This is a genomic window from Acinetobacter sp. IRS14, assembly GCF_034650275.1.
Lineage (GTDB): Bacteria > Pseudomonadota > Gammaproteobacteria > Pseudomonadales > Moraxellaceae > Acinetobacter > Acinetobacter oleivorans.
The window spans coordinates 4881-28237 of the sequence record NZ_JAOVFN010000026.1 but is presented as its reverse complement, the minus strand read 5'-3'; the positions used below and the strand labels follow the sequence as shown (position 1 = coordinate 28237).

Below are 23357 nucleotides of genomic sequence, written 5' to 3'. Positions count from 1 at the left end.
TAATATCAATAATTTTCTTAATTACTTACCAATCAATTGATCGACTACTGGATTAAGCTTTTCGGTGTTACTTTTGTATTTTGTAGGATTTAAAAAGCCACCCATATTTAAGGTGTAATTTGCTGAACTAACCTTGTTGTTATTCTTATAAAGATACAAATCTGCCTTATTCATGACCATTGTAAAATCCCACTTTTGATATGCCGTATATTTCAAGACGTATTCACACCCTTCGGGCTTGTTCCCCTTCAAAAACACTTCAGTATCAATATTATGGGTTTGTAATCTGTCTGAAATAATTTCTTCAAAATTTTGAACTATTACTTTGGAATTGTTTTCGATACAGATCTTTTTAATTTGACTTGCGTCAAAATTAGATTCTTGTTTGACACTGGTAGTAGCACATCCACTTATTATTGTTGCTAGAAATGCCAATATAAAAATTTTATTCATTATTCTCTCCTCATGAATGAAAAGAGAATAACATATGACCAATTTTACAATCCATTCTCATTAACAAACTTCTGAGCTTCAGCAGGAGAGATTCCAAGTGTTTTAGCGGCCTCAGTAACTGCTGGCGAATAGCCCTGCCCCTTGGTTGCATAGAGTTGAGCTTTCCGGTTGGCACTCTTGGCTGCTGCTGACATTTGCTGAGCAATTTTTGTGAGGTTTTGCTGGACAGCTTGAGGGCCTTGGTTAATATCCAACGAAGCGATAGATGATCGAATAGCATCACCCTCTTTATCAGTAAGCGCACCTAAACCACGCATCTTTTCAACCTGAGCTAGGAAAACTTGTGACTTCAAAGTCTCAATGTCTTTGGCAAAAGTATTTTCTGATGTGCCTGGCACTTGTCGAACAAGACGATCCCAGTAAGCACCTCCATTTTCCTTGGCTTGATTAACGAGTTTAGCTGCAAGGTTAGATGCATCAGCAGCCTGTTTTGCGGCATTGGCGTAGTTTTCTACTTTCTCTAGACGCTCAACTCTTTGGATTGAAGATTCTGCTTTTGAAGCTCTTAACTTTGCCGCTTCGATTCGCTCTGTTTTGTCCAAACCATCATAAAACTGTTGCTGATCTTGACTCAATTTGTCGTAGTTGTATTGGTTGTCATATTCAATCTTTTTGCCTTGGTTATTAACCCCAGTTCGACGGTCTTCAGCAGCTAATGGAATATCATTGGTTTCAGCAACAGTTTTCGCAGTGTTAGCTGCCATCTGATTTAACTCATAAGGCTGTTTTTCATTTGCACGATTTTGCATATTAAATTGTTCAAATGTCTTGTCGAACTTTTCACGGTCAACCGTAGAAAGGTAGCCCTGCATTAAGGTCTGAGCATTTTCAGGATTCTTATCAATTAAATTTGCATAAAAGCGCATTGATCCTGCATCTTGTTTTTTCCCTGAATTTTCGTAAGCAGAAGCTGCATTATTTAAGACTTCTTTGGCAATCTCAGGATTTTTATTTGATAGTGCCGCTAAAGCCTCAGAACCTATACGCCAAGATAGATCTTTATCCGCCTGACTTTTACGCTCCCAAACTTTTTGGATTGTTTCTGCTTGAGAAGGATACATAAGCTGAAAACTTGTGAAATTCTCATTTGTAGGATTCTGGATTAAAGTTTGAGTATCTTGTTTTCTTTGCAGTTCAGCTTGTTTCTGTAACGCCTCTTGTTCACGTTGCTTTTGAACTTGCTCAACTGAAGCACCCAGTTGATACCCTTTCCATAAACTATTGGTGAGAGTATCCACTGGGTTTTGAATATCTAAGGTGTAATCATAAGGCTGAACCATTTTTATAACTCACTAGAAACCGTTCTTATATAAATACATGCCGCCAAGGCTACCAATGGCACTATTCACACCATTCCACATGTTGGCATTAGCTTGACCTTGCGCCAGTGCATTACCTGCCTGTGAAGCGCCTAAATTCTGCAATAGACCACTGATATTATTAGCTGACTGCATACCCGCATTACCAACACCAGCGGCAGCGTTCTGACCCAACGCAGTTAAGCCACCTAGATTTGAATATTGCTGGTTTACCATTTGATTTAGTAGTTGTGGAGAGAACTGAGATAAGGCTGCTTGAGTGTTGCCACCACGAAGACCGCCAGTAGCTGAAGCATTCTGAAGAATTGCATTTTCACCTTGTTGCTGATAGGTTTTAAAAGCAGAACTATTGGCAATATTATCAATTGCGGCTTGCTGTGCCTCCGAACCATTCAGGCCTAATAAATCTTGTTGACCGCCTAGTGCTTGCTTGCCAGCATCCACAAAGGGATTAAGTAGTTCACGCATTGCGTCAAATTGTCGACGCTGTTCTTCAATTGAAGCGTAAGTAGTGTCTTGTTGTGCCCCAGCAGCTTTCTTAGCTGCACTTTTTGATGCTTGGCTAGATGCAACCCCAGTTACAACTGCACTTCCTACGATTGCTGCTGCTACCATGTTAATCTCCTAGCCAAGTTGAGTAATAAGTTTCTACAGGTGTATAGCCAAGTTTTTCAAAGAGCCAAGACGCATCTTTATGCATCTTTGAGCCTACGAACATTCGCTGTACGCCACGCTGCTTAAGCTGTTGCTCAACAAATTTAAATAACTGAAACCCTGCACCTGAACCGCGATGTTCTGGATGGACATAGAAAATATCCATCTGACATGTAAGGCAGGTTGAGTAGTGAAGCCCCGGTGCGACAAATCCAATAAAGTAGCCGACTAGTTCCCCTGCTTTTCTCAACCCAACAAATAGCAATTCGCCGCGGTGTTCCGCGGCGATGTATTTGTCGAATTGTGGTGAGAGTGGAACTTTATCTTGGTTTAAGGCCAGTTCTTCATAGTGGATTGGCAAGAGTGGCTTTAGGTAATCAAGGTTAGATTCAAAACTTTCTACATGTGCTGTAATCATTTTCTCACCTTGATATCTATTACCATCGAAAGCCGATCAAAAGCTGAATTGTTAACAACTTCATGTTCAAGTTTATTGTCAAACCAGAAAACATCACCAGTTTTCATATCGAACTGTTCATCGCCAGCACGCAAGTAACATCCGGCAGATGACTGCAAAACCACATGAAACCGTGTGTAGTAATCTGTATGCTCAGGCGAATCTGCGTGAGGAAAGATTTTCCCACCTGGTGCGATCTTATTGATCATCACACGGCCTAAACGCTCTCCTTGAACCAGTGACATTAATCCAAAAATGATTGGTCGTGCTTCTGTAAGAATGGCAAAGGCTGGATAATCGATGCTTTCATGTTGATCGAAATTACTTTCACCACGTTTATATTTTTCAAGTTCTTCTTCTTGCTGAAATACGCGCTTTTCAGGGAATCGAAGCATAATACTTTCAATTTCACCGAATGGGCCTTGAGGGTAATCACGCAAGAACGTGTCTTCCTTCCAAAGCTCAGGATGACGTTTGATATTAAGCATCAGGGCATTTACATCAGCTTGAGTGATAAGGTGGAAATTCTTCATCAAGTAATCTCCCGTCCTGAAGCTCGAATAACCAAAGCGTCAACCGTATCCACTAAGGTGCTAATAGATGAGCCGACTTCTAAGTTATGGCCTACAAGCTCTGGGCAGATATATGTATCACCCGCTGCAACCGTTTTTTCTTTAATTACAAGATTTGATGTTCCAGCAGTAGCACTAGATATAACTAGATTTGCACTAAACTTAACTACACCAGTGGAAGTATTAGTAATTGTAAATTTATCAATTGCTGTTGGCGCTTGAGCGATAAACTGTGTCGTCTGAGAGTTCTCTGCATATTTAGCAGGAATTAATTCTTTTGCCTTAATAGCCATTTAAGTAACCTCTAAATTGAAATTTACGTACTCGAGCGACTGGCAAACAGGATTGAGTACATCTTGTTCGATGAATTCTTGTCTTGGTAAATATTCGTTGTTGTTCACATTGGCTAAGCATTCGTGCTTAGGCTCAGTTGCAACCATTTCAGCCAGATCAGCCACTGCTTCAATGAGAGAGATGGCTAGAAATGCATTACTTAGAGCAGCATCAGCTGTTATTTGTGCCCCTTGAATAGCCTCTGCATCACCATCTGCAATTGAGGGCAAGACTCTAAATAATTTTTCAAATGCCTTTACTAATCGTTGATTGCCACCACACATGCGCTCTAAATCAGAGCGTAGTGGTGTTTTAGGATCTATTAGGGCCATTTACACCACCAATGGCTCGATATAAGCCTCTAAGCGTGAAATTGAAAGTCTTGCAGTTGATGTGCCAGTGAACTTTTGCATACGCCAATTGTTCATGTAGCCTTGTTGGAACCATACAAGACGCTTATTTAGCTCACCGACTCGACCTGCTTTGATCGTCTTTGGATTTGACCAAATAACGCCGTCTAAAGAGTATTGAGTCTGGATAGTTGGGGTTTTATTTAGTTCAATTCGACCAGTTAAAGCGACTAGCTCGATTTGATGGAAGATTGCACCACGTGACTCGTTATAGAGAATTGTCGTGCTAAACTCCCAATCTACTTCTAAGCCCCAATGCTCACCCTTCTGATTGTTCAAGGTCCCCAACTTTGGAAGTTTTGGATGACCTACTAACCATTTGCCATAACACCAGACATGGTTTTGAGCGTTGTACTGTTTGCCAGATGACAAACTAAACCAGATAGGCTGACCTACTGCCTCAGAAGCTGATGCGTCATAGACAAGGGTTTGATTTGGCAAGTGAAGGTAAAGCCAGTTATGACCCTCTACTGAACGAGACTCAAGCAGACACTTTGATAGAGTCTTTTCATCATGTTGATGAATGATTTGCTCTATCTCCCGTGTTGAGATCTTTTGAGCTGAACCATTAGCTGACAACCACAAGGCTACTGGCTCATTCTTGGCACTGCCGAGAAACGCAATAGCATCAATAAACTTACAGCAAGTGTGAGTGCCTAATGCACCACGCGTTGCCATAGCTCCATCAATACGACTAAATGGGAAGTTCTCCCCACCAACGTTGTCGAAGACTTCAATTGAATAGCGGTTAAGAACATAAACCTCATTTCGAAGTTTAATTAGAGCTACAATTGGATCAGGGTCCACTTCTGACGAGCCGTATTTCAAGGTACTGACTGCAAATGGATCATTCAATTCAGTGATGACAATAAACTCACCATCAGTTGTCATGAAGTAACCGTCAACCCAAATGACATCTAAAACATCTAACAAGTCTTCATCTGTAACGCGCTTTAATTCAGTGCCGTTATATAGATAAAGATATGTGCCTGAATTGATAGCCAAGTAGTCAAAAGAATAGTCAAAATTACAGTATCCAGATCCACGAACATCACCTATTTCTGTTATCGATGCATCTGCATTTACTTTAACGAGCTTATTGCCACAAACGCGGAAACATACACCATTCCACTCAATTCCACCTCGATCGATACCAGGTAAATCAGCGAACTGATCAATGCCTTCAGCAGGTCGCAAATAACCTTGAGAAATGCCATTTTCTTTAGGAACTGGAATTAAATTGCGAGGATATGATGTGCGGTAATCTGAATTTTGATCAGTGTAAATACCATTCATTACAGGGATTTGCATAGCTACCCCCTGCGGTACCAAGTGCCCGATAGTTTGTCGAATTGAAGACTAAAGAAGCCTGTTGCATGTATTGCATTAGGTGCACCAACTACAGCTGCACCGTTGCCATCAACTGTGAAGTTGGTGATCTGTTGTGAACAAGTGAAGATGATCATTTGCTTGTCAGAAACTTCTGCATAAACAGGTAACTTGATGGTGCCATTTTCAATACCACTTGATGGGTTTAAAAGCAGATATGTTCCCTCAGGGTGGTTCTCAACATTTAAAATGAAATTGGAATAAGGGTTAAAGTGCTGAACAATTGGACTAGTGCCAGATTCAGGCGGTTCTGGCTGATTCTCTTTGATCCAATCAAGTAGTAAATCCTGTGGAAGCCCACGAAAGTCTGAACAATTCGCTTTGTACAAAACAAACTGATCACCTGATTCAATTTTGTCTGTTGAATTTAATCGCTTACTCATTAAAGAACCCCACACTTTGATCAGGTGTTAAAACGTCGTTGTCTTGTGTTTGTCGAATAAATGGATCACATGATTTATTGCCAGCACCACTTGGTAGCTCACAGCTATATTTCATCTTCGGAGGATTTGAGACAGCTTTTTGCAGCACTGTGTTGTAAGCAGCTTTAGCTGCAATCTTGGTTTCAGGCATTAAAGCTTTGCCATGTGAAGGAGCAATCTTGATTGCCAAATTTAAGTAGAGCGCTTCAACTGCATAATCTGGAACATTGGTTTCTTGGTCTACATCACTGCTATTCGCTTCACTTGGTAATGGATAACCAACTTGGATGTTTTTTGTCGACCAGCCTGCAACCATTGAATCCATTTTTCTTCGAGCACTTTCTATCTGCTCGGGTTGCAAATCATAGAACATAGCAGCCAGACCGAGTTCTTCATAAGCTTGCTCAATGATTTGCCGCTTTGTCCATGACATGATTATTCACCTTCTTTTGGGTAAAGGCTTTCAAGCACATAGTTCACAAGTACGTCTTTGCCATCACGTGAGCCGTATTTAACGCCCTTCTCATCAAGAATGGCTTTTAACTCACCTGCATCCATTGCTGAATATTTGTAGATGTCGTTTTCTTTTTTAAGTGCATTAATTCGGGAGATATACTCACCTTTTGCAGTGGCAAGTTGTTCTTCAAGCTCTTTGTTGGTTTTTAGTGCCTCAAGGAGTTCTTCTTGAACCTTTTTAAGTTCACCACTTGAACCAGCCACCTTTCCAACCACTACAATTTCTGGCTCTTTTAATTCTGAGTAATTGACATAGCCTTCTTCGCGCAAATGCTGTTCGTGATCTTCACCATCTGCAATCACATGTTCATATGATTTAGTGTCGCCACGATATAGAGCTTTAGGATATTCATCTGACATTTCAGCCTCCAAAAATGACGACGCCCGCATATAGCGGGCATTTGTCGTCACTGGGTTAGATTAGGTTTGGTTGAATAATTCAATACCAGCCATTTCTGGATTCACCATCACAACACCAAACATAGTATCTAGACGATACTTAGTCTTCATTGTGTTGATGTCATATTGTTTCTGGAATACCAGCTCAATACCTTGGTCAGTAGTTGCACGCAATACCGCTGCGCCTGCATTTGTAGGCACCGCATAACGCGCAGGAATCAATTCAATTGCATCACGATGCCAGAATGGGTTCGCATAAGCTGTTGCTGTGTTGAGCATAGTGATAACTGCACCATTTGCAGGTGTAGCACTTACATTCTGATATTGCTTTTCAGCTTCAGAAGCGCCTTGAGCAGACACAATCGGAGGCGAAATCACAATCGAAGTTGCACTGTTCACTTTAACAACACGGAAAGTCTTTAACTGACCAGTTGCTTGTTTTGTGATTTGGTGTACTGATTCAACACCAGTGATAGTGAATGCATCACCTTCTTTGAGAGTTCCACTAGTCACAGCCACAGTGATTGTTTGATAGCGGTTATCAACGTTGCCAACTTCGCCCGTAGCAGCCGTAGAAGTCGCTTTAGGGACATAGAACTGATTAGCAGCACCAATCGTCACACCAGTTGCTGTAGCAGCGCCTAGACGCTCTGAATAGTCGAGTTTGAATGCATCAAAACCAGCAACATCACCAATGTATGCGCGGTCATAAGCAGTCTGAACTTTACCAACTACATTTTGACGTTTAGCCAAGTCGCCAGCCATTGAGTTGTAATCACGAGTTGCCAATGCAATACGACGATCATTCATTGGGATGCCTTGCTCATTCATGATTGCATCAGCAAGTGCCACATCATCAAAGCCAGTTGCTGCACCAGTACGTTTAACAACTAAAGTACCTTGCAATGATGCAACTTTAGAAACAGCCAAGTTGATATCAGAAGCAAGTTTTTGCTTAGCTGCATCACCTAAACGGTTTTCTTGCAGTTGGTCACGTAGTTCTTGAGCATCAAGAATCCAAGGGCTAGATTTTTTATAACCAATGGTAGCCGGTACAGACAATTGAGTTTTGTCTTTAAAGTTACCTGTTTGATCCATACCATCATAAGAGGTAGCGATGTAAGGCATTGGACGCCAAATTGTGTTGTTTGAACGTTCTGCTTCAACATCGCTCATGCGGTACTTGTTTACTAGCTTTGATAAAACAAGTTGGTCTTGGAAACCTTCCAACATGTCCTCAAAGGCAACGCGTTCTTCTTTAGAGAAACTATTAGACATTATTGCCTACTCCATTATTGATTTTGTTTAAGCTTTCGCTTGTATTCATTAACTTTGGTGTAATCGCCTGACTTCTCGGCATCTGCTCGGAGTTTTGCAAGCGTGTTGTCCACAGAGCCACTTAATGCAGCTGAGCCGCTAGGTTTGCGTTCTGGACTAGTTGAAGGTTTACGTACTGTCATCTTGATCTGAGCGTCAATTTTTGCTGCTGCAAAAGCGAATTGAATTGGGTCAGTAATTGCTGCCAATTCTTTTGCTTTTTGAGGGTTTTTACCTAGGTGATAGATAAGAAGTTCAGGCTTTTCGGCTGCGTGAATCAAAATGCCTTGTTGAGTTTGAGATAGCGCATCTCGCGCAAGTTCTTCAGCCTCATCAAAGTCTCGTACTTTCGATTTAATTGCAGTCTTTTTGGTTTCATAGCTATTGAGCTTTTCTTGCCAAACCTTGTTAGCCTTTTCTTGCTCTTCGCGCTTAGAAGCTTCTTGCTGTTCATATTTGGCTTTTCGTTCGTGCCATTCTGTAAACTGCTTTTTGAACTCCTCTACATCATAATCAGCACTTTCTAGAGTGGGCTCCTCTCCCAGCTCAATTGGTTCTGATTTATCAGTTCCATTCACTTGAGCTTCAAGCTCTTTGATGCGACGCTCTCGAGCACGTTCTTCCCTTCGAATCCTTTTGATTTCAGCACGTTCTTTCTTGAGCCATTCAGGGGCTGGCTGCCGATGAAAGTCATCTTCTTCCTGCTCTTCTGGTTTTTCATCACCTACAACAATGTCGAACTCTTCACTTTCTTCTTGAGTATCTTCATTAGTTGATTCTGGATCATCTCGATCTTCATCCTCTTCTGGTGTTTCAATCTCAAGATTTTCATCTTCTTGAAGTTCGTCTTGTTGCTCTAGATCTTGTTCAGACATTTGCTACTCCCTCACTCATAGGCTGAGCGGACGCCATGTTTTGATTTATCGTGTTAATGGCATTGACGACAGAATCTCTCTGTTCGTTTTCCATAGATGCGAGTGTTTTTGCTGTATCAGCTTTGGTTTGTTCGGTTTTGGCAGCTGTGAGATATGTATCTGCTTGAGCTTTCATAGCTTTCGCTTGCGACTCTTGCGTTAATGCTTCAGCCAACTGTGTCTGAGGGTCAGGCTGTTGATTCTGCGCTGCAGCCATCAATTCCTGTTGCTCTTCTTCAGTAGGTTCTACAACCCCGATTTGAACCAACCACTTCCGGTAGTAATTGCGGAAATCTTTGATTCCTTCGCCTTCCATGTTCATGTAGATCATTGCAAGTAGAATCTTCATATCTTGCTGATCTGTAGTGAACGGAAGTAAGGCTTGTAATTGACGTACGATTGCTGATTTCTTGCTTGATGAAGTTGGCCCAACATCAACCCCAACATCAAATGATGCTTTGGTTAAGTCGTTTTCATACTCGATACCACTTTCACCAATGACAGGTCTTGCCAGCTCTGCGCTATCCACTTCATCTTGCTTACCAATCGTCTTCATTCGACGACCTTCTTCAACATAAAGTTCTTTGGCCATAGATAACCAAATGGCACCACAACGCTTAATTGCTTTTGCAAAGTTATCAATGTAGATGTAAGACTGCATACCAAGCTGGTTTTGAACTAAATCAATTGCCTCTGCACTCACATTGGCGTTGATCTTCTCGCCTTGCTCTTGGTTGCCTAGAAGCTCTCGGATGTCTACATCTGTTAATTGCAACAATGCTGCTAACGATGCAGGCACCTGTGGAGGTTTTGTGTATGAAATTGGACCTTGTGCAATCAAGTTGCCATTGATGTCAGTTAAAGGATTGGCAAGCAAATACGGATTATTGTCAATATTGTCGTTGGCCCACATATGTTCAAAGCCAGCAACCTGTTCTGGAGCCATAATTGGCTTCTCAATTGGAGATAGAGCCGCAATTTCACCTAATCGGCTGAGTTGCATGTTCTTGAGGCGTTGCACATCCTTACAAAGGCGTACATGCCCCATGCAACGCTCAACGTTATCTACAAACCAGCGCTTACCATAAACAGGAACAATCGGGATATATCGACCTGCAATGTACCCACAATCTTCAAGAACTTTAGAACCACTCATCATGTACTTGTGTACTTTTCGACGCTCAAGAGTCTTGACTCTTAACTCTTGTGCACCTGTAGCATCTAATCGCTCTTGAACTGAAGGATCATTTTCAAGCTCATCTGCCAAGTAGCGCTGTTCAGTGCCATCGATTAGCACAAAGATGTGTTGTTTCTCTTTGACCTTCTCAACAACGTAGTATTCAGCTACATAAACAATGTCAGGTGTGCACCAATCAAACTCAGAATTGGAAATGTCTTTATTCCAGCTTGCTGGATCATCGTCATATTCTTCTTTGTAGGCATCATGAGTCATGGAAGTTAGGACAAAGCAAAAAATTGCATCCGCCTTGTCTTGGCGCTTAGCATCTAAGTCAAAGAACACACATGAGTCAGCATCAAAAATTGGCTCAATCTTGATGCGTTGGCGCTCATTTTCTTCGTCTTCTTCATCTTCTTCACAAGCACGCAAGCGGAAAGCACCAAAGCCACCACCCACAGCTTCTTCAAAGGCATTGTCGTATGCTTCTTCTGCGCCAGAATCCTGTTCATCTGCCCTGTACAAGCCATCACATGTATCTGCTAGCTCATCATTCTGTGAACCGTCTTTAGAAACAAAATCTACTGTGATTCGGTTATTTCGATATTCATTAATAATTCGAATGACAGCCAAGTGGATTTTATTGACTTCAAACTTCGGCTTATTTGCGAATTGCTCGCCTAGCTTGCCTTCCCATTGCGCCCCAGCGATTGAATAAAAACGACGATCCTCTAAACACTGTTGACGTTCATCACGCACAGCACTTTGGATTTTGTCGAATTGGATTTTTGCACGGGCGTGTATGGTCGCAAGTTGTTCTTTTTTAGTCACAACTTGACCTCACTTAAATTAATTTAGTTCCAGCGGTGCGCTGTAGGAATTACTTGGACTTTTGGTTTTTTAGGCTTGCCAACTAGGCCTTTTTGAATTGCATGTCGACGCATCATGTATGCATAACGTGAAGCATCTAAAACGTCATCGCCTACTTTTACAATTCGGCCTTTTTCGTCACGGTGATATTGAAGGAATTCATCTAGAAATGCTCTTAAGCCTTTAAATACCTTCCACTGTCCTTTGCGCATTAGATCAAGGATTTCAAATAATCCTGCCTCTACACCATTAGACCCATCCACCCAAGTTGCATGCTCATTAAGCATGTTGAAGCCTGCTTCTTTGTAGTACGACTTTTGTTGGTTGCCTGAGCTTTTTTCAGTCTGAAGACCATCTAAAGGCCAAGCAGTTGGCACACCTTGAGCCCATGACTTAACAGCACCCCATGCATCATTTGGCGACACTTGGCGCTGTTTCCATGCATGTGTGACATAGACAGTTTCTGTTTCCATATCAATTGCAAGCTGGACTTGAGCTTGTGGATGATCCCATCCAAAGTCCATGCCATCAATAACCATCCAATGATCTGGAATTTCAAATGGATCACATGTAATGTAATCTTCACTTAGGTCATAAATACGACCATGACCAAGCATTGGAACACCTTTAGTACGCATTTCTCTTTGGTGTGGTGGAATTGCATCAAGCATTTTTCTCTTAACTTCACCACTAATATGTGGTGCATCATCCCAGCCAGCCTGAATAAGATATTGCCCCTCTCCAGGTGTATCCATAAATTGAATAACTAATCCAGTACGTCCGTTTTCAGGTGTGAAGGTTAAGATCCCACGACCACCCTTACCTTGGTCGCCATTCGTTGTGCGAATAAGAACTTGAGGGAAAATTTCTTGGTCTTTTGGCTCTTCATCAATATGAAACCAATCAACTTTATCCCCCATCAATGCATGTTGTCCTTGAGAATAAGACCAGAATTGCACTTTTGATGTTTGATACTGAACATCGCCACCACCACCATGTCTTACATAGACTGACTGCATGGCATTTGGTGTTCCAATCATCGATTCATGATCAAGAATGTATTCGGGTGGAATCAAACCACCGACCCATTTATTCTCAATTCTACGTCCAAAAATTGGAGTTTGAAGTAAATCTCGACACTTAACACCTGAATAGCCCAATAACCATGAAAGTGGGGCCTTATCATATGTATGCCCATCCCACCAATCAGGGTAATGACCCAATGCATGAATAGCATCAACATAAGTTCCAGAGAAGGTTTTGCCAATTTGGTTTGCAGCCATTAACATGACTTGCGAATACTGCTTGGTTGCCCAAATTAACTCTTTCTGAAATGGATAGAATTTTTCACCAAGAGTCTTATATCTGTAGGTTTCTAATCGACGCTCTTTCTCTTCAAGCAATGCTAAATACTCAAGCTTCTCCTCTCTTGTCATTTGGCATCACCTTATTTTCAAGCTCTTTGATGCGCTTATCCAAGTCATCATCGGCTAATTGTTTAATATCAACTTTCCCTGAGTGTTCGTGCTGAACTTTGTCTGTAAACATATTCATATGCTTACCTAGAAGCTCATTGGCTTTGTTTGCAGCAGAATATTCACCCTCTTTCATTGCCATATCCGCAATGTCTCTAAGGTTTCTAATCACCATGTACTGATCAACACGCAAGTCGGCCATTCGTTCTAGATTTAGATATGCAATCCGATCCTGAACGTCTTGGCGCTTATACACAGCCCAAGCATTTTGACGATGCTCGTAACCAGCTGCTTGCCCTGCGTCTGAAATTCTTAACTTAGGGTTTGCAATATATTCTTGGCAGAACTTCTCATGGCGTTCATCTTCAAGGGGTTCTGCGCCTTTGATTTGTTCTTCCATTTAACACCTATAATTTATCTAATAACTCTAAGATTTTAGCCTCAACCTTGCCTGCGATTTCATTGTTCTCTCTGCAAGCATTTGTATTGTCTAGCTTAATTAAAAGTTCAAGCTTATGCTTGGTTTCATAAGAAGAATTAATACCTACAGACTCACATGCTGTTTCTTTGTAGTCATCTTCCGTGTGGTCGAGATTGTCATCTTGATATTTGATTTCGTCATCATTTGATTTCATATGTTGTTCTTCCTGTAATTTTTGAATTACTGATTGCAATGGGAATGGATAGAGAGGAATCATTGCTCACTCCAACACATACATCAAATCATCAGGCGTTTCTAAGTAGCAGCCTTGTTTCAAGCAAAATGCATGAATGTCGTTTAGGTATTCGGTGAATTGAGCTGTACTTGCATCCGTCGTGCTCATTAGCTCACACAGGCCGTTTGCTACATCTTGATATAGTGGATGCTTAAAATCCTTTAACTCTCTAACAGCCTTGAATGTTTTCTTGTATTGGCCAACGTCATCACGATCATAAATCTTTGCTAGGAAATTCTTCTTAAAGAACAGATGTTCATATTCTTTATCTGTTCCCTGCTTCTTGCTCCACTGATTAAGCCACATCCAGTACAAACGGTTTTGAGCTTTAGATCTGTCTTTCTCTTGAGGTGCAATAAGTACAACTAACGGCTTCCCTTCACTCGCTGCCTTACCATGATTCACATTTAGAAAGTTAGTAACTGGTGAAATGTCGCAATGGTTCTTAACAACTTGTCGGAATTCCATTTTGACCTCATTTCTTTGTGATAATCCAACCAATCAGTAAACCGATTAAATAAGCAAATAGGATTATGAAACCTTGTTCTGTTGTCATACCCACCTCAATAAAAAACCACCCGAGGGTGGCTTAAAAATTTAAATCTTTATTTCCAAAGTGCCTTTCATAAGCCCTGATAATATCAAGCGGGACATAAAGGTGTTTTGCTGCTTTCTCTTCGCCTAATCTTCTAGCATTTGCCGCTTCAGACCTATCTGTTTTTACTAATTTTCTTATTAAAACAGGGTCACTTGGTGAGTTATTGTATGAAGTTCTAGCTTGTTCAACGTCTTCACGCGTTAAAAAACGATACTCTTGATCCATACTCAGTACAGGTATTAGCTCGCATCCTACCACGTTGCTTTGAACGCAGCGCTCAAACTCAGGTGCACTACAAATCTGTTCATGCGCATACGAACTCACAAATAAAAGGTCTGGATCTTCCTTATATTCTTCTTTAAATGTCTTATGCCCAATGAATATTTTATCAGCTATCGACATGCTTTTTATCTCTTAGAATTTAAGGATACTATATCAAAAAACATCACTATCTTTAAGATTAAGCATCCGCTCTGTTTTTTCTAACCAACCACCAAATAGAGCTTCTGACTCTTGTCTTGTGCCTAATTGGTATGTGTCAAATAGGAAGTGACACTTATGGCATAACGGCACAGTAAACTCATCTGAGGATTTTATTCCCTTCCCCTTGCCGTGCTTACCAGAATTAGAATGAGCCGCTTGTGAGTAAGGATAGCCGCATCTAACGCATGGAAGCGCTCTTATTTCGTTTAGCTTCTTTTGCGAGCGCATTTTCTAAGTTCTCTACTTGTTTGCTTAGGTCTTTCTTGACTCGCTCACACTCATCTTTGAAAGTCTGGCTGCTAAACAAATGGTTATAGCTGTTCAACTTACTTAAGTTGCTTTTATAGATTTCTAAATTCTTCTTCGCTTCGATTGTGTCCATACACTCACCTAAGTATTTGCAAGTCGCACATTCATCCAATCTGGAATAACAACTTTGTTTTGATCAGCTTGTTTTTGTTGCTCTGGGTCTTTCCATACAGAGCTTCGATTAACTTCAAACTTAGGAGCTGCTTTGCTAAGTGTCTGCCCATTTGTGCGATAATGCCAAACACAACGACCATTTGGAAAACGTTCCCAATGAAATGCGCCATCAGGTGCTTTGGTCCAATCAATCATTCTTACTCTCCAAAAAAGAAAACCCCGTCAAACGACAGGGCTACAAACACTTAATCTTTCCACACTTTCTGCATTCTTTCTGATTGAACATGTCGGATTCATATTCCCAAACATGTATGCAAAAGACCTGCTTAATTATTCGGAGCATATGAACCTCCAAAAAGCAAAAAGCCCATCGAATGATGAGCTATTTATTCAGTGATGCCTTACTTACACTTCGCACCACTATAGCACGAATATAACACTTGCCTTGATCAAGGTCAATTTTTCAGGGCATTAAAATTTAATAAATGGATAACGGACATGCATTGCAGCTAATCCACACTTAACATCAAACTTTGCATCTACTCCTGTGCGGTTTTCATTTACCATTTCAGCCCATGAATTTCCATAGAAATAGCGGTCAATCACAGCATCTAACCACTCATCCAAAATGAATGATTCATCCTGCATATCCAAGATTAATCGCTGTACGGCACGCGCTTCATTGTCTGTAATTTCACAGGTTAAACCTTTACGTGACACCTTTGGCTTTTCCTGCTCACTCAGCATGTAATCTGCCACAACCTGACGCTTCTTCTTGACGCCTAACTTAAACTTCTTACGCTTAACTACTGCCTGATCCATAGCGACAGCAATCGGGTTTATGCTCTTTCCACAAGTTCCAGAATTTGAGTACATCCAAGCCCCAAATTGATAAAGCCATTCTTCTAGACTGTATTTAGTCCAGTCCGTTGTTTGCATAATGTGATTTACTGCCGCATTCATACCGTCACCCTTAATCGTCCAATTCAGCTTTGTTTATTAGTATTGAGTACAATTCTTTTGAATAATTTGAGATTGAGAACTTTTTGCCAATTAGTTCTGAAAATTCATCATCAAGTTTTTGCACCAGATCCATGTATTGAAGTTGATTTTCCTCAATTTCATCTGTTGGCCATTTAGGTGTCTTTGATTGATACTCTTCTGCCCATGCTTTGACTTGCTCAGCCTTATCTTCAAAACGAGTGCGAAAGAAAGCATGAAAACCCTCTTCATGCTGTTCGTAAGTGCCAACTTCATAAAAGACCATCACGCCACCTCAACCTTACTAATCACTTGAAGCGCTTCGTCTGTGCTCTCAACCACAAAGACTTTGCCGCGCCATGATTCATGCCATTCGATTTGATCAGGAGTAAGCTTTCTATCCGACTTATACTTCTGACCATCTTTAATTTCCATTAAGTAGTTAGTGCCTCTAAACCCTACAAGCAGATCCAGACATCCTTTTCCAGTTTAAGCAAGCGACTGAACACTTGCCCCAAGTTGGCGTAGAGCTTTGACAATCTCGTTTTGATTTGCATCAATTTTTGCTGCTCTACGCATTATTTCAGAAGCTCCTGTATCTCATGCTGAATAGCCTCAATAGCACTCGCATAACCTTGAGAGTACATATCTGCTGTTTGCTCCCATTCGCTCCACTTGTCTTCAAACATTTGGTCAAGACGCTTATCTAGCTTGATCAACTTCTGCTTGATGTGCTTATTTACATCCTTTGCAATTGTTGGTGTATAACCTCCACGCTTAGCATTCTTAATCTGCTTCGCGTAGTTTTGAGCCTCTTTGAATGTGGTCATTGGTCACCTCACCACAAGCCAATAAAAACTTTGATACATGCTGCGAAGAAAACCACTTCTACAAGTGCTAATGATCTAACAGTGATTAAGCCCTTACCTTGCTTTAAGTCATTAATCATTACTTGAGAACTGGTTATATTTCTTCTATGCGATGCGATTTGCAAACGCTCCATTTTTAATGGTGAAATGAAATATGAGATACCTTCAATCAGCCTCACTAAGCACTTGATCAGGATCCAGATAAAGATAACTTTCACGTATAGTTCATTGCTCATCCTTCCCCCTTGAGCGCTTGCTCTTTCTCTAATGCTCTACGTGCAATGTCTTTTGAATATGTATGGTCTTCTGACATCTTTACGGCCCAATAACCATTCAACTCACATCCATTCAGTTCAGCTTCTTTTTGCATATGTGGAATTGGATAAGCGATTTGATATAAAGCAAGCGTCAGGGCATCTACTCGGCTCTGTAGTTCATTGTTTTTTTCTTGCTGGTGCTGCCAAACTAGATCAGCAATTGTCATGCTCATATTTGGATAGAAGCCAAATTCTTCATTAAACCTGTTCCAGTTAGGCCCGAGATGATTAGCCATCATCTCTTCGCCAGTGGTTTCAATTAGCCATGCTTCAAGTTCTAGATTTCTGCTTTTGTTATCCATCACACATCCTCCACTTTGCAATTCGGCGAAATGTGGTTTTCTATGTGGGAGTCGTCGCCGAGGTCATGCGTAATATCTCTACCAAGATCAAAACCCATAGCCACAACACCTAGATCATTTAGTTTGATGCCGCAGCTCATTTGGATCTTGATGTCGTCCAGCCGTTTGCCTGCTTCCACAAGAACAACGTAATCACCCGCTTTAAACTCACTCATGGCTGGCTCCTTTTTCTGCGAAGAACTGCACCTTGTCATTTGGATGCATCTTGTTCCAATCTTCTTGAACCCATTGGATATAAACATTCACCAAGTGAGCTAAGTTGTCTGCGTCTTTTGCTTTCTCTGTGAATAGATCAATCATGTCTCGCTTATAGAAATCGACTGCCTTTTCACGATCAGTCCAGATTAGGTTTTTATAGACTCGCCCATCCTTACCAAGTCGCTTAATGAAAACTCCATCCACGTTTGGATTAAGGGCAATTAGCACTGCACGTCTCACAATGAGAATTCGATCAATTATCTTCATCCCCGCCTCCGTATATTGATTCGTGGTCGCGGATGGCTTGCTTCAAACGATCTGACTTATAGCCGTCTGGAACATATGCTTTTGCACCTTGCAAGCCACCTAGTTTTTTAACCAAATCCAAAGACTCCACCAGACGCTCTAGGCCAGCAATTGAGACACAAGATTCGCAATCACTAACAACATCTGAGTCGCAATAATTAATGTAGTCCTTGCAATCCATGCACCACTCAGATGCCCATTCAGGAGACTCATTAATAAGTCGTTTAGCCTCTGGCAAACCCCAATCACGAATAAACTGTTCTGGTTTCATTGGCTTTGCTCCTTAAATCTACGAGTTGCAGCAAGCATGTTTCTATTGCATTTAAAGCCCTTAAACATCAAAAGAACCTTGCTACCATTTGTTGCTACAAGATCGAATCCTTTGACCTGAACGTCAAAACCAATATCAACTAGAAAATTCTGAAACTCTTCGTAGGTCTTTTTATTTACAGACCAATCAGCGATAAATAGTTTCATACCGCCTCCTTGTCATGTCCTGTCATGATCTCTAAGCGCTTGATCTCATCTTCGATATACCAAACAGCCTTTTGTAGATCTTGGATTTGACTATCTGAGTCCTTTAAGCCATTTCGCCATAAATATTTGATTGCATTACCAATATTGAAGTTTCGATGTCTTGTGATCTGAATACACTCAACGCCACTTGGATCACTTGTGTAATGCTTAGGGTGGTTTACGTTGTCAGTCATGCCACTAACTCCTTAATCACCATGATCTCTTTGCCTTTCATGAGGCGCTTGTATAAGCTCAACGTGCATTTGCGAGTGTTTCTTGCTAGAGAGATAAGCGAAGGAGATACATTTGCCACTTTGGCCAATTGCTGCTGTCTTCCATGTACTTTTGAAATCCAATCAACTAAACCGTCCAGGCAATCTTTATTAACGAACGTATGCTTAAGTGAAGGATCAACTTCCAATTCAAACAACTCATCGTTAAGCAATTCCATTTCCATTTGCATTCTTAAAAATCTAATGATTTCTGTTTTAAGCTGATGTTCTGTTCCATTCTCAAAAGCATCACGTACAGCCTTCACAACACACATTTCGTAAGGTGGGCGATTCTTTAACATAGCTATATTGTTCAAATTGTTTCTTACTTCAGTTAGAGTCATGCTGCACCCCCTAAGATTCTGAATGCGCGTCTAGCCACTTCTGGAACTTGTCCATTTCCAATGGCTTTAAGTCGGTCCACCCGATGGGCCACCCCATTAGCCACTCTACCCAATTGGGATTTAATGCCCCAGATGTGTCCGACACACTCATAGAAAGTCCGATCTGTTTGCCCTTCTGGATTCTCCGCTGGATCACAGGCGAACCAAGATTTCCTCGATCGCGACAATCCGATGCTTGTGGTGTTGGATAATTCTTTACTTGACCTGCTAAACCATTTCGGGGATCCGCACTGACATTCCCACGCTTGTTCCCGTCCAGTGCTTTTGGCGTAGCCCACATCTTTATTGTTGATTCCAGACAAGGGCTCTTTCTGTTCCGCTCTGATGGACAATCCATTCGTGTTGCATCTGATGCTTTGGGAGTAGGCAACAATCCAGACTCGGTCACGGATATGGGGCGCTCCAAGGTTGGATGCTGATAAACGTGCCCATTGAGCGTCATACCCCATTTCGGCAAGATCACTAATGACTCGGGTAAGTCCTCTGGAAATAAGCAATGGTGAGTTTTCCACGAACACGTAACTAGGTCGTACTTCACCAATAATTCGTGCCATTTCTGACCAAAGGCCTGAACGCTCTCCATCGATTCCTGCGCCTTTTCCTGCACTGCTGATGTCCTGGCATGGAAATCCGCCAGATATAACGTCAACAACTCCTTCCCATGGTTTTCCGTCAAAAGTTGTAATGTCAGACCAAATCGGGAAAGGTTTGAGAAATCCATCATTTTGTCGTTGCGCCAAAACTTGGCTTGCGTAGGCATCACGTTCAACTGCGCAGATTGTGTTCCATCCCAAGAGATGCGATCCGAGTATTCCTCCACCAGCGCCTGCGAAAAGAGCCAACTCATTTAAGCCACCTTTATTTTTTAATTCTTCACACCAATCGACTGTTTGATTATCTAGAGGATGTTTCACGCTGCACCTCTCAACGCCATAGGCAACTTAAGACCATCGGCTTCAAGCATTTGCTTAAATTCTTCTTTCTGGTCGAATGGATCGGGCCAATATTCAGTGTCGGGTTTGAGTTCAAGCTTTTTTATATCGTCAGTCATCTTATTGATTTCCTTGATCTCGCCTCGAATAGCGATTTGCGCTTGTTTGAATGCTTGCTTAAAACCCATCCCCTGTTTCATAAGTTGTGAAGTCATGAGTTGAATACGCTTTTCATCATCATTGAGTTCAAACTTATTGCCTTCTGGTTTGTCAGCTACTTTGAACGCAATTTGTTTTGGCGCTTGATACCACTCTTGCTGTTTTCCAGAAGCTTGAGCCTTCATAAGGTTTGCAGAGTAAACGCCTTTAAATTGGCTGCGTGCCTCAGTCATTTGCCCCAAAGTGATTAAGTGCTCTACTTGCTCAAGTGCATATTTGGTTAGTGTTGTAATCTTCTGATTACGATCTTTTGTGTATTCACATGCTCTTGCCCATGCTTCATCCACAGACCACCATGAACCTGTAAGGCACATTGCTCTAAATTCAGCGATAGTGGGACAGAAACGGCTTGAGCTAAGCTGAGATAGCCCAAAGTGGAATTGTTGCTCTGTGATGCCAAATAGAGCGCCCATGATGATGGTTTCAATTTGAGCTGGACTAACGTTGCCCATTTGATTCGCAAATAGGCCACCATGGATAACTCGCATTGTGTCTACTAGCTGCTCAGCTTGCGCTTTACCAAAGAAGAACTCAGACATGTGTCACCCCCTGAATATCTAAAAGGTTTGATTCATGCTGTTGTTCACGGTTACGGTAATACTCTGCCCATGCTGCATCACGATCATTTCGAGCATTCGAGTAAGACTGAACTGCTTCTTTCGGTTTAAACAACCCCACCCATGAGTTCTTAATTGAGTTTTCAAGAGCTTGGTTAGCAAGAACGCTGCTACCCATTTTTGTTAGATCACCAATTGCAAGCTCTACCGCTTTTTGAGTCGGTGCTTTTTTCATCCCATGACGCATCTCGATGTATGCAATCCAAAGAGAACGATCAACACCATTTGGTAGAGTTACAGCACATGCATCTTCCAAAGAAAACTTAGAACTTTTTTGTTTAGTTTTTTTATTAATATTCTCTTGTGTAATCTCTTGTGTATTCTCTTGTAGAGATTGGCTCATTTTGAGCCTATCCATTGGCTCATTTTGAGCTGATGGAATGGTGCAATTTGAGCTACTCGATTGGCTCATTTTGAGCTGATCAATAGAATCAAGAGCTTGAGTAATATTTTCTTCTACAATTGCCAAAATATCGTAGTCAATTGCGTAGAAATTTACTTGGTTAGATTTAGCCTTATCGAAGCGCTCAACAAGGATTAATTTTTGCTCTTTAAGCGATTTAATTGTGCGCTTTAGAGTAGCCAAAGACATGTATTTGAGTTGAAGTAACCACTCTGGATAAGTGTTATAAACCCACACACGATCATCACGTTTGAACTTAGATGCACCAAGCCAATAGTGAAGTTGTTGTAGGAAGATTGCTTCATTCAAACCAATTGCCATAGCGAGTGACGGCTGTACTTGCAATGGCGATTCATTTATCAGGAGTTTAGACATGTCATCCTCCTGATCCGTGAGAACAGATTTCGCCATGCTTCACCTGTCTTGATTGCTGTGTTATATTTGGTGTTGCATTCATTCGACTTGACTCCTATGAATGTGTGCCCCTAGTTACCGCTAGGGGCTTTTTGTTTTTTTGGCCTTAGAGATTTTTCGATTTGGGAATTTTCTTACTTCAAAGCAATGAACAATTTGAGAACCGTCATCCAAAACCGCATAAACCTCTCGATCGTTCGCAATAACGTGATTAATGTTTGTCAAATGGCATCCGACCATTTCAGCCACACCTTCACGCCCATGCTTATCAATCAAGGTAGTTAAAGGAACTGTTTCCATAATAATAACTATGTTAGTGAAAACATCTAAATAATAACATTGCTATTTAACACTTGCAATAACATTGTTATTTGTTGTTTAATAACAGCGTTATTATGATTACCCCATCACAGGTTTATAGACAAATGTGCATAATGGCCAGAAGACCACTATCGCTTGAACGACAACAGGATGCAGACCGTTTAAAGAAGGTTTGGGATAAGTTCAAAGCTGAAGCCAAGGAAAAAGGCAGCAAAGTTACACAAGAAGACGTTTCAGAGGCATGCGGATGGAACACTCAAGGGGCTTTTAGTGCGTACCTAAATGGGCGTACACCTTTAAACTTGGATGCACTTATTAAGTTATCTACTTACTTTGGTGTGCCACCTCTAGAAATTAGCCCAGAGTTGGCTGCTGGTATTGGTGCAGTAAGCACTATCAACAGCGATCATCTAGATGGGAATGCCGAAGTGGCGTCTATCAAGGGATTAAAAAGGGTTCCAATCCTTACATATGTACAGGCGGGGAACTATAGAGAAGCTATATTCTTGCCTGCTGACGACTATACTTTTACTAGTGTGGATGTAAGTCCCCATACATTTGCAGCGCATGTTGTTGGGGATAGTATGATGGATGAGTTTCGTGATGGGGACTTAATCATTATTGATACACATGTTAAGCCACACCCTACTGATTTCGTTCTTGCACAAAATGGAAACGGGGAAATTACTTTTAAGAAGTTTCGTAGCCGTGGGCTAAATGAACATGGTGTTGAGGTGTTTGACCTTGTTCCATTAAATCCAGACTTCCCAACAATCCGCTCTGATCGTGAACATGTTGAAATTATTGGCACTGTTGTAGAGCACAGAAGGATGTTTAAGCGCGCAGCTCGTTATAATTAATAACAACACTTTTATTTTATCCCGCTATATGCGGGATTTTTTATAACTTTGTTTTTAAAAAAATGTAAATTTAATAACATTGCTATTGATATAAAATAATAACATCGTTATTATTAATCTCACCAGATAACAAAAAAGCCCCTAGCTTTCGACGGACAGGGACTTTTACTCAATGAGTGAGATGATTATGACACAGAAATTCGAAATAAAAAATCATTGGACAGAAGAAGTCCTTTTTACCTGTGATTTTCCTGAAGGAATGGAATCAGGAATGATTGCTCGTCATGCATTGGAAAGTGCTATTACTGACGGTGCCAACCTTCGCGGTGCCGACCTTTACGGTGCCGACCTTTACGGTGCCAACCTTCGCGGTGCCGACCTTTACGGTGCCAACCTTTACGGTGCCAAC

The 23357-nt window shown here is 41.3% G+C and carries 38 protein-coding genes and 1 pseudogene; 2 read left to right on the top strand and 37 right to left on the bottom strand.

Features of this window, described 5'->3' with window-relative positions; translation table 11 throughout:
• Window positions 1-21: 21 nt before the first annotated feature.
• From ODQ17_RS17140 to ODQ17_RS16960, 37 genes and pseudogenes are all read right to left on the bottom strand, one after another.
• Window positions 22-453 (bottom strand): Sbal_3080 family lipoprotein, encoded by a 432-nt coding sequence (locus tag ODQ17_RS17140; protein WP_322905158.1) that lies wholly within the window; start codon window positions 451-453, stop codon window positions 22-24.
• 44 nt (window positions 454-497) lie between these two features.
• A complete protein-coding gene (locus tag ODQ17_RS17135) occupies window positions 498-1793 on the bottom strand; it encodes a hypothetical protein (protein ID WP_322905156.1) in 1296 nt (431 codons plus the stop codon).
• A 12-nt stretch (window positions 1794-1805) separates the two neighbouring features.
• Complete coding sequence (locus ODQ17_RS17130; RefSeq protein ID WP_322905154.1) at window positions 1806-2447, bottom strand: hypothetical protein; 642 nt, start codon at window positions 2445-2447, stop codon at window positions 1806-1808.
• A 1-nt stretch (window position 2448) separates the two neighbouring features.
• Entirely contained in the window at window positions 2449-2904 is a 456-nt protein-coding gene (locus ODQ17_RS17125) for a GNAT family N-acetyltransferase (protein ID WP_322905152.1), read from the bottom strand.
• The gene (locus ODQ17_RS17120; RefSeq protein WP_322905150.1) at window positions 2901-3476 is read right to left on the bottom strand and encodes an aspartyl/asparaginyl beta-hydroxylase domain-containing protein; all 576 of its coding nucleotides are present in this window, start codon (window positions 3474-3476) and stop codon (window positions 2901-2903) included. The genes ODQ17_RS17125 and ODQ17_RS17120 overlap by 4 nt, the downstream gene beginning before the upstream one ends.
• Window positions 3476-3808: a hypothetical protein gene (locus ODQ17_RS17115; RefSeq protein ID WP_322905148.1), complete on the bottom strand. Its 333-nt coding sequence runs from the start codon at window positions 3806-3808 to the stop codon at window positions 3476-3478. Before ODQ17_RS17115 ends, ODQ17_RS17120 begins: the two co-directional genes overlap by 1 nt.
• Window positions 3809-4180 (bottom strand): hypothetical protein, encoded by a 372-nt coding sequence (locus tag ODQ17_RS17110; RefSeq protein WP_322905146.1) that lies wholly within the window; start codon window positions 4178-4180, stop codon window positions 3809-3811.
• The gene (locus ODQ17_RS17105; protein ID WP_322905144.1) at window positions 4181-5569 is read right to left on the bottom strand and encodes a packaged DNA stabilization protein; all 1389 of its coding nucleotides are present in this window, start codon (window positions 5567-5569) and stop codon (window positions 4181-4183) included.
• A gap of 2 nt (window positions 5570-5571) precedes the next feature.
• A complete protein-coding gene (locus ODQ17_RS17100) occupies window positions 5572-6030 on the bottom strand; it encodes a transcriptional regulator (protein WP_322905142.1) in 459 nt (152 codons plus the stop codon).
• Window positions 6023-6502: a packaged DNA stabilization gp4 family protein gene (locus ODQ17_RS17095; RefSeq protein WP_322905140.1), complete on the bottom strand. Its 480-nt coding sequence runs from the start codon at window positions 6500-6502 to the stop codon at window positions 6023-6025. The genes ODQ17_RS17100 and ODQ17_RS17095 overlap by 8 nt, the downstream gene beginning before the upstream one ends.
• A 2-nt stretch (window positions 6503-6504) precedes the next feature.
• Window positions 6505-6945: a hypothetical protein gene (locus ODQ17_RS17090; RefSeq protein WP_322905138.1), complete on the bottom strand. Its 441-nt coding sequence runs from the start codon at window positions 6943-6945 to the stop codon at window positions 6505-6507.
• 60 nt (window positions 6946-7005) lie between these two features.
• Window positions 7006-8262 carry a P22 phage major capsid protein family protein gene (locus ODQ17_RS17085; protein ID WP_322905136.1) on the bottom strand — a complete coding sequence of 419 codons (1257 nt, stop codon included), beginning with the start codon at window positions 8260-8262 and terminating at the stop codon, window positions 7006-7008.
• A gap of 14 nt (window positions 8263-8276) precedes the next feature.
• A complete protein-coding gene (locus ODQ17_RS17080; RefSeq protein WP_322905134.1) occupies window positions 8277-9176 on the bottom strand; it encodes a hypothetical protein in 900 nt (299 codons plus the stop codon).
• Entirely contained in the window at window positions 9169-11223 is a 2055-nt protein-coding gene (locus ODQ17_RS17075; RefSeq protein WP_322905132.1) for a portal protein, read from the bottom strand. Before ODQ17_RS17075 ends, ODQ17_RS17080 begins: the two co-directional genes overlap by 8 nt.
• A gap of 23 nt (window positions 11224-11246) precedes the next feature.
• The gene (locus tag ODQ17_RS17070) at window positions 11247-12698 is read right to left on the bottom strand and encodes a phage terminase large subunit family protein (protein WP_322905130.1); all 1452 of its coding nucleotides are present in this window, start codon (window positions 12696-12698) and stop codon (window positions 11247-11249) included.
• On the bottom strand, window positions 12676-13137 hold the full coding sequence (locus ODQ17_RS17065) for a terminase small subunit (RefSeq protein ID WP_322905128.1): 462 nt from the start codon (window positions 13135-13137) through the stop codon (window positions 12676-12678). Before ODQ17_RS17065 ends, ODQ17_RS17070 begins: the two co-directional genes overlap by 23 nt.
• Window positions 13138-13144: 7 nt before the next feature.
• A complete protein-coding gene (locus ODQ17_RS17060) occupies window positions 13145-13435 on the bottom strand; it encodes a hypothetical protein (RefSeq protein WP_322905126.1) in 291 nt (96 codons plus the stop codon).
• Window positions 13436-13438: 3 nt separating this feature from the next.
• Entirely contained in the window at window positions 13439-13921 is a 483-nt protein-coding gene (locus ODQ17_RS17055; RefSeq protein ID WP_322905124.1) for a hypothetical protein, read from the bottom strand.
• 121 nt (window positions 13922-14042) lie between these two features.
• On the bottom strand, window positions 14043-14453 hold the full coding sequence (locus ODQ17_RS17050) for a hypothetical protein (protein ID WP_322905123.1): 411 nt from the start codon (window positions 14451-14453) through the stop codon (window positions 14043-14045).
• A 33-nt stretch (window positions 14454-14486) separates the two neighbouring features.
• Window positions 14487-14762: a DUF968 domain-containing protein gene (locus ODQ17_RS17045; RefSeq protein ID WP_322905121.1), complete on the bottom strand. Its 276-nt coding sequence runs from the start codon at window positions 14760-14762 to the stop codon at window positions 14487-14489.
• Window positions 14713-14916, bottom strand: coding sequence for a hypothetical protein (locus tag ODQ17_RS17040; protein ID WP_322905119.1), 204 nt, complete (start codon window positions 14914-14916; stop codon window positions 14713-14715). The genes ODQ17_RS17045 and ODQ17_RS17040 overlap by 50 nt, the downstream gene beginning before the upstream one ends.
• 8 nt (window positions 14917-14924) lie before the next feature.
• Window positions 14925-15152, bottom strand: a complete 228-nt coding sequence (locus ODQ17_RS17035) for a hypothetical protein (RefSeq protein WP_322905117.1) — start codon at window positions 15150-15152, stop codon at window positions 14925-14927.
• Between the two features lie 276 nt (window positions 15153-15428).
• Window positions 15429-15920, bottom strand: a complete 492-nt coding sequence (locus ODQ17_RS17030) for a hypothetical protein (RefSeq protein ID WP_322905115.1) — start codon at window positions 15918-15920, stop codon at window positions 15429-15431.
• Window positions 15921-15930: 10 nt separating this feature from the next.
• Entirely contained in the window at window positions 15931-16224 is a 294-nt protein-coding gene (locus ODQ17_RS17025) for a hypothetical protein (protein ID WP_322905113.1), read from the bottom strand.
• Between the two features lie 292 nt (window positions 16225-16516).
• Window positions 16517-16768 carry a hypothetical protein gene (locus ODQ17_RS17020; RefSeq protein ID WP_322905111.1) on the bottom strand — a complete coding sequence of 84 codons (252 nt, stop codon included), beginning with the start codon at window positions 16766-16768 and terminating at the stop codon, window positions 16517-16519.
• Window positions 16769-16776: 8 nt separating this feature from the next.
• Window positions 16777-17043: a hypothetical protein gene (locus ODQ17_RS17015; RefSeq protein ID WP_322905109.1), complete on the bottom strand. Its 267-nt coding sequence runs from the start codon at window positions 17041-17043 to the stop codon at window positions 16777-16779.
• Window positions 17040-17426, bottom strand: coding sequence for a hypothetical protein (locus tag ODQ17_RS17010; RefSeq protein WP_322905107.1), 387 nt, complete (start codon window positions 17424-17426; stop codon window positions 17040-17042). The genes ODQ17_RS17015 and ODQ17_RS17010 overlap by 4 nt, the downstream gene beginning before the upstream one ends.
• Entirely contained in the window at window positions 17426-17641 is a 216-nt protein-coding gene (locus ODQ17_RS17005) for a hypothetical protein (RefSeq protein WP_322905105.1), read from the bottom strand. Before ODQ17_RS17005 ends, ODQ17_RS17010 begins: the two co-directional genes overlap by 1 nt.
• Window positions 17634-17951 (bottom strand): hypothetical protein, encoded by a 318-nt coding sequence (locus tag ODQ17_RS17000; RefSeq protein ID WP_322905103.1) that lies wholly within the window; start codon window positions 17949-17951, stop codon window positions 17634-17636. The genes ODQ17_RS17005 and ODQ17_RS17000 overlap by 8 nt, the downstream gene beginning before the upstream one ends.
• Complete coding sequence (locus ODQ17_RS16995; protein WP_322905101.1) at window positions 17938-18261, bottom strand: hypothetical protein; 324 nt, start codon at window positions 18259-18261, stop codon at window positions 17938-17940. Before ODQ17_RS16995 ends, ODQ17_RS17000 begins: the two co-directional genes overlap by 14 nt.
• Window positions 18258-18467, bottom strand: a complete 210-nt coding sequence (locus tag ODQ17_RS16990) for a hypothetical protein (protein ID WP_322905099.1) — start codon at window positions 18465-18467, stop codon at window positions 18258-18260. The genes ODQ17_RS16995 and ODQ17_RS16990 overlap by 4 nt, the downstream gene beginning before the upstream one ends.
• Entirely contained in the window at window positions 18464-18700 is a 237-nt protein-coding gene (locus ODQ17_RS16985) for a DUF3310 domain-containing protein (protein ID WP_322905097.1), read from the bottom strand. The genes ODQ17_RS16990 and ODQ17_RS16985 overlap by 4 nt, the downstream gene beginning before the upstream one ends.
• Window positions 18697-19122, bottom strand: coding sequence for a hypothetical protein (locus ODQ17_RS16980; protein WP_322905095.1), 426 nt, complete (start codon window positions 19120-19122; stop codon window positions 18697-18699). The genes ODQ17_RS16985 and ODQ17_RS16980 overlap by 4 nt, the downstream gene beginning before the upstream one ends.
• Window positions 19123-19543: 421 nt before the next feature.
• Window positions 19544-20024: pseudogene (locus tag ODQ17_RS19235) on the bottom strand (DNA cytosine methyltransferase); the annotation flags it as partial.
• A 68-nt stretch (window positions 20025-20092) separates the two neighbouring features.
• Window positions 20093-20872, bottom strand: a complete 780-nt coding sequence (locus ODQ17_RS16970) for a hypothetical protein (protein ID WP_322905091.1) — start codon at window positions 20870-20872, stop codon at window positions 20093-20095.
• The gene (locus tag ODQ17_RS16965; RefSeq protein WP_322905089.1) at window positions 20865-21728 is read right to left on the bottom strand and encodes a hypothetical protein; all 864 of its coding nucleotides are present in this window, start codon (window positions 21726-21728) and stop codon (window positions 20865-20867) included. Before ODQ17_RS16965 ends, ODQ17_RS16970 begins: the two co-directional genes overlap by 8 nt.
• A 120-nt stretch (window positions 21729-21848) precedes the next feature.
• Complete coding sequence (locus tag ODQ17_RS16960; protein ID WP_135536305.1) at window positions 21849-22067, bottom strand: hypothetical protein; 219 nt, start codon at window positions 22065-22067, stop codon at window positions 21849-21851.
• 134 nt (window positions 22068-22201) lie between these two features.
• Here ODQ17_RS16960 and ODQ17_RS16955 point away from each other — a divergent pair, with 134 nt between their 5' ends.
• Window positions 22202-22948: a LexA family protein gene (locus tag ODQ17_RS16955; RefSeq protein ID WP_322905086.1), complete on the top strand. Its 747-nt coding sequence runs from the start codon at window positions 22202-22204 to the stop codon at window positions 22946-22948.
• A 187-nt stretch (window positions 22949-23135) separates the two neighbouring features.
• Window positions 23136-23357: pentapeptide repeat-containing protein (locus ODQ17_RS16950; protein WP_322905178.1), on the top strand; the 222-nt coding region annotated here is incomplete at its 3' end.